This is a genomic window from Vibrio kagoshimensis (assembly GCF_050337535.1).
GTDB lineage: Bacteria > Pseudomonadota > Gammaproteobacteria > Enterobacterales > Vibrionaceae > Vibrio > Vibrio gallaecicus.
On the sequence record NZ_JAKJSZ010000008.1, the window covers coordinates 232,742 to 247,252 of the forward strand.

Consider the following 14,511-nt stretch of genomic DNA (forward strand, 5'->3'; position numbering starts at 1 on the left):
TACGTCTAATAAATGTAGGCAGCTTATGCAAATTTCAATAGTGGCGTATAATCATTCACATTAGTTTGTTTGGAGTACCAGTTGATGAGACTCCACGGTTCATTCAGTTAAGCGAGAAATCATTTTGCTAAGTTATCGTCACAGTTTTCACGCAGGCAACCATGCGGATGTGGTTAAACATATCGTACAAAGCCTTATTCTTAATTCACTTAAGCAAAAAGATAAACCTTTTGTTTATCACGACACTCACTCAGGCGTGGGTCGCTACGACTTAACGCACGAATGGTCTGAAAAGACTGGTGAATACAAACAAGGTATTGCTCGCCTTTGGTCGATGAATGAAGAAAACCAAGACGGTCTTCCAGAAGCGTTACAAAGCTACCTAGATTCTATCTCAACGCTAAACAACGGTGAGAAGCTACGTTTCTACCCGGGTTCACCACGTGTGGCTCGTGCTCATTTACGCGAGCAAGATCGCATGGTATTAACCGAGCTTCACCCAGCGGATCACCCGTTGCTAGAGCAAGAATTTCATCGTGACCGTCAAGTGTCTATCTACAAAGAAGATGGGTTTCAACGTTTGAAGGGCAGCCTACCTCCAAAAGAGCGTCGCGGTTTAGTACTGATTGACCCTCCATACGAGCTTGCAAAAGAGTACCGAGATGTCGTGACAGCCATTGCACAAAGTCACAAACGTTGGGCAACGGGTATCTATGCTATTTGGTACCCAGTGGTTAACCGCTGTGATATTGAAGACATGATTGAAGGGTTAGAAGGTTTAGGCATTCGTAAAATCTTACAAATTGAACTCGGTGTTTCCCCTGATACTAACGAGCGCGGTATGACAGCATCAGGCATGATCGTCATTAACCCGCCTTGGATGTTAGAAAACCAGATGAATGAAATTTTACCGGTTTTAAAAGAAGCAATTGCACCGGCAACCGGTCATTTCAAAGTGGAATGGATCGTTCCGGAATAAACATTCCTGAATGCTCACTACTTTGCCAAGAGATATGAAACCTCTCATTGCGCACAAAAAGAACAATAATTTTAAGGATAGATTGAGTTCAACCGATCTATCCTCCATATAAAATAAATAAAACAAATTCATATTGAGATCGTTACGCTAGCAATCCAAGCAACGCTCTCACTCAATAAAAATTGGAGAAAGTAATGGCTACTCATTTTGATTACATTTGTATTGGCGGCGGTTCAGGCGGTATTGCATCGGCAAACCGTGCTTCTATGCATGGCGCTAAAGTGGCACTAATTGAAGCTCAAGACCTAGGTGGTACTTGTGTAAACGTTGGTTGCGTACCAAAGAAAGTGATGTGGCATGGCGCGCAAGTCGCTGAAGCTATTAACCTTTACGCTGAAGATTACGGCTTTGATGTAGATCTTAAAGAGTTCAAATGGAACAAGATGATCGAAAATCGCCAGGCGTACATTGGCCGTATTCACCAATCTTACGATCGCGTTCTTGGTAACAACAAAGTAAACGTAATCAAAGGATTTGCTAAGTTCGTTGATGAGAAGACAGTAGAAGTAAATGGCGAGCTATACACTGCTGATCACATTACCGTTGCAGTCGGTGGTCGCCCAACTATCCCTAACATTCCAGGTGCAGAGCACGGCATTGATTCAAACGGCTTCTTTGAGCTAATGGAACAACCTAAGCGCGTTGCTGTTATTGGCGCAGGCTACATTGCCGTTGAGATTGCTGGTGTATTACACGCACTAGGTACAGAAACTCACCTTTTCTGCCGTAAAGAGTCACCACTACGTAGCTTCGATCCTATGATCATAGAAACGTTAGTAGAAGTAATGAATACGGAAGGTCCAACACTTCACACACACTCAGTGCCAAAAGAAGTGGTAAAAGAAGCGGATGGCAGCCTGACTCTACATCTAGAAAATGGTGAAAGCCAAAACGTAGATACACTTATTTGGGCAATTGGTCGTCACCCAGCAACGGATGCAATTAACCTTGCGTCTACAGGTGTTGAAACGAACGATCGTGGCTACATTAAGGTTAATGAATACCAAGAAACAAACGTGAAAGGTATTTACTGTGTTGGCGACATCATGGAAGGCGGCATTGAGCTGACTCCTGTTGCGATTAAAGCGGGTCGTCAATTGTCTGAGCGTTTATTTAACGGTCAAACCAACGCGAAAATGGATTACAACTTAGTTCCAACGGTTGTATTTAGCCACCCGCCTATCGGCACCATTGGTCTAACGACACAAGAAGCTGAAGAGCAATACGGCAAAGACAATATCAAAGTCTACACTTCTGGCTTTACTGCTATGTATACAGCAGTAACGAAGCACCGTCAGCCTTGTAAAATGAAGCTAGTGTGCGCTGGAGAAGAAGAAACGGTTGTTGGTCTACACGGCATCGGTTTTACTGTTGATGAAATGATCCAAGGTTTTGGTGTTGCAATGAAGATGGGCGCAACAAAAGCCGATTTCGATTCAGTGGTTGCGATTCACCCAACCGGTAGTGAAGAGTTTGTAACAATGCGTTAATTGTTGCTAAATTTTATAAAAAACCCAGTTGATGCTGGGTTTTTTTGTATTCATTTAAATAATATCTTCAAGATGGAGCCGTCTTTCTTATAGAATGCAAAACTAATAAATACAATATTATCAGTAGTAACAATGTCAGCTCAAAGTCCCACAGAGGTCTTTTATCACCTCATGGATTTATCCGTCTCAGACAAAGAAGTGTATCTAAAAAAATTAAAATCACTTCAACCTGAGCTTTTCAAGCAAGTTTCTCCACTGCTTGCGGTGAATAAAGAATCAGAGCAATTTACCGAATTGCTCGGCTTTCACGCGCACCAAGCAACGAGTATCGAATTAGACTTAACCAATACTCTTATTCATAAATACCATATAACTCATGAATTGGGTCGTGGTGGGATGGGGATTGTTTACGCCGCCAGCCGTGCTGATAAAACATTTGAGCAAGACTTAGCTATTAAGTTCATTCAGCCAGCATTAACCCATATTCTAGGTAAAAAGTCGCTTTTTGATGAAGCTCAGCTGTTAGCTCATTTAAACCACCCTTACATCGCTAAAGTTTTCGATGGTGGTGTTTATGAAGGCTCAGTCTATATTGTAATGGAGCGTGTTGAAGGTCAGACTTTATGTCAGTACTTAGCCTCTACACCCCTCACGCAGAATAAAAAGCTCAATCTCTTTAAAGATATTTGCTTAGCAATTGAGCATGCTCATCAGAATCAGATCTTACATGCTGACTTGAAGCCTGAAAATATACTCATTGATGCGAATACGTCACCAAAAATACTCGACTTCAACTTGACTCAAAAAGTCAGCCAGTCGAGTAAATCAAAACACACACTGCTCACGGCGTACAGCAAAGCCTATGCTAGTCCAGAACAAATGGCTGGCGACTATTTGACTCAACAAAGCGATGTGTATTCATTAGGTAAAATTCTCAGCCTGCTATTCCCTATAGAGAAGCCAACGTCTGACATTGCTCATATCACCGATAAAGCAATACAGCACCAGATCAAAGATCGCTATTCAACCGTTGCAGAAATGCGCCTCGATATTGAAAGCCTATTGGCATGCCGCCCAATATCGCAAAAAGCACACTTGCCTTTCTATACGGCTAAAATGCTTTTCTGCCGCAGACCAGTTCAATGTGCACTTTCTTGTTTGTTGCTGCTTTCTGGCACCACACTTTCTAGCATGCTGATTTATCAAAACCAGCAGTTGGCACAAGAAAAACAGATTGCAGAAAACATGATGTATGAAGTCACCAGCTTGCTCTTCCATGCCAAAGGCAGTGATTCGGCCCAAATGTCTGTCAACAGCATGTTGGAACTGACTCGTAGGCGTATTTTATCTAATCCAAATATACCGAAAGACATCAAGCAGAAAATGTTGCTAGCCATGCTAACTCCTACACCGGAAAAGCAAGTACTGAAAAGGAACTGCACTGAAGGCTGCACAACACCATAGCTTTATAGCTTTATAGCTTTATAGCTTTATAGCTTTATAGCTTTATTAAACACCTAAATAGAAGGATTTTAAGAATAAAAATGAAGGCTTTTTATTTACTCGCAGCGTTAAGCTGCTTTTCCAGTTTCGTAGTCAGCGCACAGCCAGAAACTCAAACTGGATACTTTATTGATTCACCTGTCTCTGGTTTGTATTACGAAACTAGCTCTAATTTATCAGGTACCACTAATAAAGGAGCCTTTGAGTACAACCCCGGTGACATCATCAGTTTCTTCATCGGCAATGATAGCTCGGGCTACCTTTTAACAACGTTATCCGCTCAACAAGTCATTACCCCGACCCTTTCGTCCACTAAGCCAAGTCGCAGCATTAATATGACTCGGCTCTTGTTGTCGCTAGATAGCACACCCGAGAATCGTGAGGAGATTGTACTTGCTAGTAAAATTTTATCTGATGTTGAATTTCAAAAAAAATTAAAAAGCATTGATATCAGTTATTTAGACAGTATTGGGTATTCTCTTGGGTTAGAGCTAGTATCAACCAAAGAGGCAACCGAACATTTAAACCAAAGCCAGCAGTACATAAAGAAAAATTTCACTTCAGATGAAGTCATCTTTTCGCCTAAAAACATCAAGATGAGCAATATCATCATCATGAAAAAAGATTGGGCGGGCAGAACTTGTATGTATGATTTAGCCCATGCAAACAACCCAAAATATCATGGTCCAATCGGCAGTACTGATTACAAAGTAACAGACGATGAACTCATTCAATACCCGAGCATTGGCGATTATTTTAAAGGGTGCAACCTTGTCCCAGGCAAGCTAACAAGTGAGATAATAAGAGAGCCGATAGAGAATACTGAAGGCTGGAGTGGTCTGATCGGGTGCGCGGCAAAAGGTTGTACTCGTAATGATCTCAGTGGCTTCGCCATTGAAGATTATGACGACGAAGGCGACTGGAAGTACAGAACCGTTGCGCTAGATTTTGATCCAACTACTCAACTGTTGATGGAGAAAATACAAGGGTTGGGAAAAAATGAACACATTAGGCATTCCAATAAACGCGAAATGATCTGGTTCACCTACCCGGCATCAGGCAAAGGTGACACTATTCCTTACCAAGGGTTCTGGCAACACACCATATATGAGCAAACTGATATGGTTCAACAATGCTTATACATTAATAACAAAACCATCTTACAGGCAGAAATGATTGAGGATAGCTGCTCTACAAATGCTGCACACTATATCACTGATGTCACTCAACAATATGGTGATATGTGGTGGTTAAACAACCCAGAAAATACGGCATCTTTAGCGCAATTAAACACTCAAGTTCGTTGGTATGACTCAATACCCAATCAACATTTTACGACTTGGGAATATCTTCCAGCAGGAAAAGAGTGGGACGAAGGGATCTTGTATCGATTCCGTCAATCTATCTCGCTAAACGGCGATGGCTCCCATAAAGTCGACACATTGTCAGTTTCCGAATTCCACAAAGTAGGGTCGAATATCTAATGGCTACAGCAACGGCAGATCTCACTCAAATCATAAATGAATGGCAATCAGGTAACAAAAGTGCAGAAACTGAACTGTATAAATTCGCTTACCTTCAGCTTCGCCATATTGCTCTCGAAGAACGTGTTAGAAACGCACAAAAATACGGGGATGATAACCAAGTATTAAACGACAGTATGAACAGTACGACAGCACTCATACATGATGCTTACCTTAAAATGTCGTCATCCAACTTACAGTCGATTAGCAATAAAAGAGATTTCTTTTTAATGGCCGCCAAAGTCATGAGACAGATATTAATCGATAATGCTCGCCACCTTCAGGCTCAAAAAAGACAACAACTTACCTTGGTCAACGCTGATAACGACGACAGGTTTGAGCAATTTGTCATCATGGATAAGGCTCTTGATAGCTTCAGCCTGCGCTACCCTCGCCAGTCTCAAGCATTAAAGCTCAAATACTTAATGGGGATGCGTAATCAAGAAATCAGCCAATTACTGGAATGCAGCGATAGCCTAATCGAAAAAGACCTTAAGTTTTCTCGAAGCTGGCTTCAAAGCAAACTGGTATAACTAATGAAAAAGAGAATAGGCTTTGTCATTGTGGCTGGGTGGGCGGTTCTTATCAGCTTACCTTCTTTTCTATCATCGAAAGAAAGTAATGAGGTGCCATTCACCGATACTGTGAATACAGAACCATCAAATGCCGGTGAATACTCTCACAACGGTTCAACGACTAAGTTTCACTCACCAAAGCAGAATGAGCCTGAAACATTAGTAAAAGATAATGATAAAGAAGCGCAAAACACTAATAATATTTCCTCTTCTCCTATCAAACAAAAGCAAGAAACAACTGAGCCCCTTAGCTTTTCTGGCTCAGGGGAAACATTGGTCATCAAAACCGATGACCCAACTCAGCTAAAAGATAAAAATCGCAAACCTGAAATTAACCTAGCGACGCAACAAAGCATTCAAAATGAAATAAACCAATGGGTGTTCACTGAAAGCTCGCCAGTTAATTACTCTTTGGATATTTCGGGGTTATTTGAAGATCCTGATGGTGATTTGCTCACCACTCAAATGACAATCAATCACCCTTCATTCTCTGTATCGGGAAGCTCTGGGAACCTTCAAATACAAGGCACACCAAAAGCTGGAAAACCGCCAACTCAAATTATTATACGAGCAAAAGACAGCCACCATGGATCAGAAGAAGATGCATGGGTATCTGTAACCTTTCAATTACCTTTCGTTTATTCCGGCTTAGAAGAAGACACTTCACACCCACTAATTGGTCACACTTGGTTTCGCCTAGAAACGACCAATAATTTAGCGGGGAAGAATTACAATTACGAAGTGGTTTACTGTGAAGCGTTTAAGTTTATCAATGACGAGGTGTTTTTCGCCGCCTCAAAAACATTAACGACTTGCCCACAAGAAAATGATCTACGTTTAATCGGTAACTACCATGTCAGCGAAGGTGATTTAATCACCACTAGCAGTCTGTCTCCTTTTGATTCCGACATGACATGGCGAATTCTTGAGAAATATCCTGACTCACCTAAGTACTCGACCGCTTATGTCGCCAGTGTTCTCACTGGTAAGCATTATGAAACTTACACTTTAGGATCCAGCCGAACACAGATAGAGCAACGCATTAACACTATAACTGGGCAGCATAGTTTGCAAATGACACCCCATGACTACATGTACTTAGCGACAAATGGGCGCTATTACCTTGGCGTTATTGGTATGCACCTCAGTAACTACCAACAATCTAATCCTAGCAACCCTGATATAATGGATGGTGATTTAAACATCCAATCAAAACAAATTAACGTTACATGTAATGATTTGCTTACCGGCTTTAATTATATATCTGTGGCAGGGCAAGGTGTTTACGGTGACATTATTGGTCAAACGACTGGAGAACAGAATGAGCCAATAGAATGTGCGGAGGTTTTTGTCCCTCAATGGCAAAAATGGTACTCATTTTTCGACGTCGACTTCTTAAACTATCACGAGTTTAAAGACGGAGAAATATTCAGTATTATTCTCCGCCCTAGAGCCGAGTTTGCTCATAAAGTTGAAGAAATTAAGATGAACGTTAAGTATGTCACCCCTTGACCCTTTATCTTAGAAACTCCACAACGCCTGCAAGCCTGTACTGAAAGTATAAGTATCGGCTTCAGGCAGAGTCGCTTTTTTATTTTCGGTAATCATTTCCGTACACTTACCATCAACCATGGTATTACAGTAACTGGTTGTCACAGTCTCCGGATCTGATTCAAAGCGCTTTTCATAACCAAACATCGCATACCAACCTAAATGAAAGCCAGGTGCCACTTCATAACTGACCGTCCCTTCTAGTGCGGTTCTAAAGCCAAAGTCATAAAAATCCGTATCTGGGAATTGTGTATTGCTGGTCACACTCCAGACTGGTAAGCCGACTGTCGCTTTGCCACTCACATGCCATTTATCATCTCGATATAGAGTGCCGTCATCATAGGCGATACCTACATCAAGAAAGATATCGGTTGAGGTTTCTTCCCAAGTTCCATAAAAAAACTTATTGCCGTCCGCAGTATGGTTTTTCACACCATAGCGAGTGAAGGTTTGATACGTAAGAGAAGGTCCACCAATGATTCTCCAGCGATCATTCACTTTATAATGCAGCTGTATATTGGTGGCTGTTTTTAAATATTCCAGCTGATTGTTTTGAATAACGCTACCATTATTAGTCCAATCTTCAGTACCATTTTGAGGAGAAAAAGAGGCTAGCGCATCAATAGAAAAGTCATACTTATCATTAATGTAATACAGACCGCCGGTATTAAGTACAGGGTTGGTCACCGTCACTTCAGACGTTAATCCACCAAAGTATTCTTGGTATGTGACGTTCTCAATTCCTACAGTAAAGTAAGAGTACCCGTAACTATCTTTACTGCTATCCGTTTGGCTACTATTTAAACGATCATCATCCTGAGCCAAAACCGCCATTGGCATTAAACCTAGGCATATCCACTTTTTCATTTTACATCCCTAACCTTTCATTGATGGGCGGAATAGTAATGAAAAGAAAACCTCAACTGAAGGTGATAGATGGAAATAAAATTCAATTAAATTTTACGGTTTTTTTGTGATTTTACGTGCATTGAATTTATTAAATTCACCTGTTAAAACATCGCCAAGATAAATGGATGTTAACTCAAAATAACAATGAGTTTATAAACTCAAATAAAGGTATCTCATGAAAAAGGTTAGTTTATTAACAGCGTCAGTGGCTTTAGCGTTAACAGGTTGTGGTGGCGGTTCTGATGGTGGTTCAGGCACTCCAACTCCAGGCGGAGTAATCATTACAGGCTTTGATGGCTACTTTAATCAAGCGGTCGTTTTTGACGATAAAAACAACAATGGTGTTCTAGACATTGGCTCTGACGTTATTTTCGGTCTTACCAACGACCAAGGTCAAATTGAGATATCTGGCGACGTTTCAGGTGCACTAGCACTTCAAACATTAACACCTGGTGGCACGGTACAAACTGCACTAGTTAATCACGATAGCAGCAAATACGCAGGTAAATACACAATCGATATGGATCACCCTGCTCAAGCAATGGCTCATGAGCTTGTGTTCCGTGCACCAACTTCATCAGAAGTTATTTCACCAATTACTGATTTAGTTGCAATCGAAATGGCTAAAGGTACTGAAGCAGTACCTGTTACAGAAGAAGAAGCGATGGCGATTGTTAGCACTGCTCTAGGTGGTACAGAAGAAGCGCCTATCGACCCTTACTCAGATTTCGTTTCAGGTGCTGATGCAAATGCTGAACTACACAAAACAGCACAAATCCTAACGGAATCGAAAGCGGCTAACCCAGCTACTTATGTAGAAAAATCCGATCAATTCGCAAAAGAAGCCGATGCGATCGTTGATACGCTAACTCCTGAAGAACTAGCAAACAACGATTTAAAACCTGTTATTGAAGATACTGGTACTGGTGATACGCTTATTCCTGAAATCATTAGCAACCAACTCTTGACGGTTAACTCTGTTATTAAAAACAGTGCTCAACAAGATCTAAATGACCTAAACCTTCAGGTTGGAGTACCATTTACCGAGACATTCATCAGCTTAGTCGATGAAGAAGGAAATACATTATTCAATGATAACGACTTACAAAGCGGATCTTCAGTCGAAGTATCATTAATTCCAAATACAGCTCTTGAAAATGCTGGCATAAAGGTAAGCTACCGTAACAATTCACTTTTTGTTTACTCTGAAACTCTTGAAGTCAAACTTGCAGGTTCATTTACCATAGAGCTGCAAGCCTTTGATACTAATTCAAAAGGTGAGTTATCACAGACTCCAACAAGCACTCTCTTAGAAGTTAAAATTGTTGCCAGCAATGAGCTTCCTGATGAAAACTCAGAAAAATTTATCGAATTGCAGGCTCAAATTACTAATGATTGGAGCTTTCAAGTAGGTACACCAATTTCAAACATGACTCTTGATATCACAGGTTTATTTACAGATCCTGAGAGTGACGAGATTAAGTTTGGAACTCAGCCTCGCCTCAATAAAGAATTCCTATCAAGTGGTGTCACTGCAGAATACTCTGATGATTTTTCTCAAGTTATCTTATCGGGTACACCAACATCAACAGCATCTAACGGCAAACTAAGCATTGATGCTTCTGATAACGTCCATGCAGACGGTGAATGGACTACCGTTACTTTTGACCTGCCTGTAATTGAAGAAGGTGCTTTACCAGAACCTGATCTTCACCCTCTTGAAGGTAAGACTTGGTACATGCTAGAGCACGGCAGTTCAAACGGTGAAAGCGAGCAAAACTACGCAAGCATCTGGTGTGATTCGATTAAGTTTGAAAATGGCATCGTTCTAGGTAATGTAAGAAGCATCGCGAATAAGACAACATGTTCTGCAGCTGATACTCAAACTGAAAACGCAACTTATGACGTTATCGACGGTAAGCTTTTTGCGACATTTGAGTTCGTAGAAGATGGTCAAAACCTAGTTGAAACCTTCCAAGTAGAAGTGTTTGAAGACGCTGATGATATTTCTAGCGGTGCTAAAACAATCATTCACCGAATGAAAGATGCTACAGAAGATTCAGCAGAACGTTACACATACTTCAGCAACAAAGCAGACATCGAAAAGCGTATCAATGTGACTTCTGAAATGGGTCCAGATGCACGTTATTTCGCTGCTTACTTACCAGCAGAACAAGATCTAACGTATAACTTAGGTACTATTGGTTTGGCGTTGAATGAAAATTCTAACCCGAATGACAGTAACGCAATGGATGCAGGTTTATCCTTTGATGTTCCAAATAATGATTTTACCTGTGCGACTATTAATGAGTTTTTCTCAGGCTTTTACTTCACTGGTGAAGATATCGGTAGAATTAAATCTGAAGAATTCAATGGCTCTGCGATTGAGTGCTACACAAATGAAGAAAACGGCGTCAGCTATGCGTCTGTTGACTTTGACTTACCAGCACTAACTGTTAACAACGTATACAGCATTATTGGTAAGGTAAAAGACAGCAATGGCGAATACTTGGAAGCGGTTAAGTTCAACATTGAGTGGACAGGCACAGGTAATAACGAATAATTAGCTCACTAAGCTAAATTAATAATGTAATACCTATAAAAAACCCCGCAATTGCGGGGTTTTCTTTTATATGAAGGAATTACTAAATGATTAACGCTTATTTCACACACAGCACATTCAATAATGATGAACCTTTCAATTGAGTGATATTACCATTGGTAAATAAGCCTTTTTTCAACAAGCCCCAATAAGGTAAATGCATTGGCCAGTCTTCTTTTTCCATGACTTTCGATTCAAGTAGCCTCTGCCATTGCTCTTCCGTAGCCAGACCCATTCCCAGTTCATAACACACTAATTTAGCACCATCATAATCTAAACGGCTCCACGGCTTACCTTGCTCCATATAGAACTGGTGTTCGTTATCGTTTAAGTAAGGGACTGAGTATGTTTTACCTGAGATATTGGTTTGCAGGCGAATTTGAACATTGATGTTTCCATCACCCTGTTTAGGCATTTGGGCCTTAAGTGTCGGTGTAGCAGAGATAGAAGCAACTGAGTTGGCAGCTTTAGGTTCTACTTTAGGTTTCATTGCCTCTTTCGAGTCTGTATACAGTTTAGGAGAAGCTGTAGCCGTTACTACTGGTGCTTTTACCTTAGGCTTTGCTGATGATTTAGGCTGAGCTTGAGATTTTTTAGGAGCGGATTTATCAACCATTCGGATAAATGCTTCTTCATAACCTTCAACTTTACGAACACCCATTAACTCTTTTTTTGCATCAGAATAGGTTTGATACGGACCAATTAAACAGCGAAAACCTTTTGCTTCAGGTTTCATCCATACATTGGTCGAAATATTCTTATAGATAGGTTTGGCTTTTTCTAATGATAATGGTTTCGCCAACAAACCACACTGCACCCAAAATAAGTCATTTTGAGTATGCCCTTTAGGCTCAGAGCTTCCCCACAAACCTTTACCGATTGGACAAGCTTGTTCTAATACTGGCAGTTGGTTTTCACTTGCTTGAGTAGCATCACATAAAAAAGACTCTGCGTTCGCTTGGCTTGAAAGCAACATTGCAAAAGCGAACACGCCAAAGTGATAGTGTTTTCTAAACCCACATTCTATCGCTGCTGTAGTTGTCATCTTTATTCCCATCACTCTGAACCTTCAAGAGTTAAATTATTATCGATGGAGTGTCGATAAAAAATGAATTCCATTTTCTCGTCACAACTCTATTTACTATAAACTAATAAGTACTATTAACTTATAAGCAAAAAAAGAGCCGTAATTGCTTACGACTCTTAGTTTAGTGAGTTTTTTGATTAAAAATCAATTGGATCTGATCACCCTTTATAAATTTTAGGGTTAAATACGTCACGTAACCAGTCACCAAGTAGGTTGATAACCAGAACTAACGTTACCAGTAGCACACCAGGGAAAGCTGTGATCCACCATGCTCCAGAGAAAATGTAGTTAAATCCAGTACTGATTAACGCACCCAACGAAGGTTGATCAACCGGTAAACCTAAACCAAGGAAAGAAAGTGCCGCTTCCGACATAATGGCATTTGCCACTTGTACCGTAGAGATAACCAAGATAGGCGATAGACAATTAGGCAAGATATGACGGAACATAATTCGTGGGGCTTTGAAGCCCATCACTCGCGCAGCTTCCACATACTCTTTTTTCTTTTCAGCTAATACTGATGCTCGAATAGTACGTGCATATTGTGGCCATTCTGCCACACCTATGATCACCACCAGCATGACAACTGCATATTGAGCGTAAAAATCACTACCAAAACTCGCTTTGAATATGGCAGAAACAATGATCGCTACCATCATAGTCGAGAATGAAAGTTGAACGTCAGCAAAACGCATTAAGAAGCTATCAATACGACCACCGAAGTAACCCGCCGATAAACCAATGATAATACCTAGCGTTAACTGTAAGCCTACCGCTAAGAAACCAATCGTCAGAGATAAACGAGAGCCATAAAGCATAGTCGATAAAATATCACGACCTTGTTCATCAGTGCCTAAAAGGAAACGTTCTTCACCATCTTCCATCCACGACGGTGGAAGTTCAGAGTCCATAATATCAATAGACGTCACGTCATATGGATCAGTTGGTGCTACAAGAGGAGCTGCTAAAGCCATCACCAAAAAGACGGAAAAAATAGCAAAGCTCACCATCGCGACTTTATCACGTAAGAAATAGTACAGAATATCTGACTGCTTGAATCGCTCCCAGCGAGATGGCACTGTCGATGTTTGTTCCATGATTATGCTCCTTTCCCTGTGATGTTCACTGTTGGGTTAATTACGCCGTAAAGTAAATCAACAATGGTGTTAGTCACAACGAAAATCAGACCAACAAAAATAACGTATGCCGTGATAAGTGGGGTATCCACACGGTTTATTGCTTCAAGGAAAAGGAAGCCAGTACCTGGCCACTGGAAAACGGTTTCAGTAAGAATGGTGTATGCGACCATAGTACCAATTTGAACACCACCAACTGTCAATACAGGTAGCATGGTATTTTTTAAAGCGTGCTGGTAATAAATTTTATTTAACGCTAGGCCTTTTGCCTTACCGAATTTGATGTATTCCGAGCTCAACACTTCCAACATTTCAGAACGTACAAGACGAATAAATAAAGGCAGCATGATTGAAGCTAAAGCAATACTTGGAAGCACTAGATGCGCTAAGCCATCTAGCGTTAAGAAGCCAGATTCCCAACCAAACCAGTTTGCAGTTTCACCTCGACCAAAAGAGGGTAACCAGCCTAATTCAATAGAGAATACATACATCAACATAATTGCCGTTAAGAATACTGGTACCGAAATACCTACACTACTACCGGCCATTATTAATTTAGTAAAAAAGCTTTTAGGGTGAATTGCGGAGTAAACACCTAAAGGAATAGACAAACAAACGATAATAATCGAAGCACCTAATACAAGCTCAAGCGTTGCGACTAATTTGTCTAAGATTACATCCACAGCGGGACGTTTGAAGAAGTACGAAGTACCAAGATCACCCTGTATAGCAGCGCCTACAAAGCGAGTGTATTTTGTAACGAAGGGATCATTTAAGCCGAGTTCATCACGCAGTGCTTGACGCTCTGCCTCTGAAACAGATTGACCGACTAACTCACGTAACGGGTCGCCCAGGTTATCCTGAATGGCAAACGCCACCAAACTGATCACAAACATCACTATCAGTGCCTGAAACAGGCGCTTGACCAGAAACGTAACCATTCCTTGCCCCTTTTCTATCCATGATAATCCAACAAAACAACATAGTTGGATTCAATATTTCAGTCTTAAAAAAGGTATCTAGCCAGACTGAAAGGAAGACTAAATACCGAAACTTAATGATTTACTTATTAAAGTAATTAGAGAGCCTGAACCGA

11 protein-coding genes are annotated in these 14,511 nt (G+C 40.8%); 7 read left to right on the forward strand and 4 right to left on the reverse strand.

The window, feature by feature from the left end:
• Nucleotides 1–124: 124 nt before the first annotated feature.
• The 6 genes from L4C37_RS09820 (at nt 125) to L4C37_RS09845 (ending at nt 7,642) form a co-directional block, all read left to right on the forward strand.
• Nucleotides 125–979: a 23S rRNA (adenine(2030)-N(6))-methyltransferase RlmJ gene (locus L4C37_RS09820; RefSeq protein WP_137373896.1), complete on the forward strand. Its 855-nt coding sequence runs from the start codon at nt 125–127 to the stop codon at nt 977–979.
• Nucleotides 980–1,173: 194 nt separating this feature from the next.
• Entirely contained in the window at nt 1,174–2,529 is a 1,356-nt protein-coding gene (gene gorA, locus L4C37_RS09825) for a glutathione-disulfide reductase (RefSeq protein WP_372266078.1), read from the forward strand.
• Nucleotides 2,530–2,661: 132 nt separating this feature from the next.
• Nucleotides 2,662–3,993 carry a serine/threonine-protein kinase gene (locus L4C37_RS09830; protein WP_429768462.1) on the forward strand — a complete coding sequence of 444 codons (1,332 nt, stop codon included), beginning with the start codon at nt 2,662–2,664 and terminating at the stop codon, nt 3,991–3,993.
• Nucleotides 3,994–4,073: 80 nt separating this feature from the next.
• Entirely contained in the window at nt 4,074–5,516 is a 1,443-nt protein-coding gene (locus tag L4C37_RS09835; protein WP_429768463.1) for a chromosome partitioning protein ParA, read from the forward strand.
• The gene (locus L4C37_RS09840) at nt 5,516–6,088 is read left to right on the forward strand and encodes an ECF-type sigma factor (protein ID WP_137373893.1); all 573 of its coding nucleotides are present in this window, start codon (nt 5,516–5,518) and stop codon (nt 6,086–6,088) included. Before L4C37_RS09835 ends, L4C37_RS09840 begins: the two co-directional genes overlap by 1 nt.
• 3 nt (nt 6,089–6,091) lie before the next feature.
• The gene (locus L4C37_RS09845; protein ID WP_429768464.1) at nt 6,092–7,642 is read left to right on the forward strand and encodes a hypothetical protein; all 1,551 of its coding nucleotides are present in this window, start codon (nt 6,092–6,094) and stop codon (nt 7,640–7,642) included.
• Between the two features lie 9 nt (nt 7,643–7,651).
• Here L4C37_RS09845 and L4C37_RS09850 read toward each other — a convergent pair whose 3' ends face one another.
• Entirely contained in the window at nt 7,652–8,548 is an 897-nt protein-coding gene (locus L4C37_RS09850) for a porin family protein (RefSeq protein ID WP_429768465.1), read from the reverse strand.
• A 217-nt stretch (nt 8,549–8,765) separates the two neighbouring features.
• Between L4C37_RS09850 and L4C37_RS09855 the strand changes: the two genes are divergently transcribed.
• Nucleotides 8,766–11,153: a hypothetical protein gene (locus tag L4C37_RS09855; protein ID WP_429768466.1), complete on the forward strand. Its 2,388-nt coding sequence runs from the start codon at nt 8,766–8,768 to the stop codon at nt 11,151–11,153.
• 97 nt (nt 11,154–11,250) lie between these two features.
• Here the strand turns inward: L4C37_RS09855 and L4C37_RS09860 are convergent, their stop codons facing one another.
• The 3 genes from L4C37_RS09860 to L4C37_RS09870 form a co-directional block, all read right to left on the reverse strand.
• The gene (locus tag L4C37_RS09860; RefSeq protein ID WP_429768467.1) at nt 11,251–12,237 is read right to left on the reverse strand and encodes an SPOR domain-containing protein; all 987 of its coding nucleotides are present in this window, start codon (nt 12,235–12,237) and stop codon (nt 11,251–11,253) included.
• A gap of 200 nt (nt 12,238–12,437) precedes the next feature.
• Nucleotides 12,438–13,376: an ABC transporter permease gene (locus L4C37_RS09865; protein ID WP_137373888.1), complete on the reverse strand. Its 939-nt coding sequence runs from the start codon at nt 13,374–13,376 to the stop codon at nt 12,438–12,440.
• A gap of 2 nt (nt 13,377–13,378) precedes the next feature.
• The gene (locus L4C37_RS09870; RefSeq protein ID WP_137373887.1) at nt 13,379–14,356 is read right to left on the reverse strand and encodes an ABC transporter permease; all 978 of its coding nucleotides are present in this window, start codon (nt 14,354–14,356) and stop codon (nt 13,379–13,381) included.
• Nucleotides 14,357–14,511 lie beyond the last annotated feature (155 nt).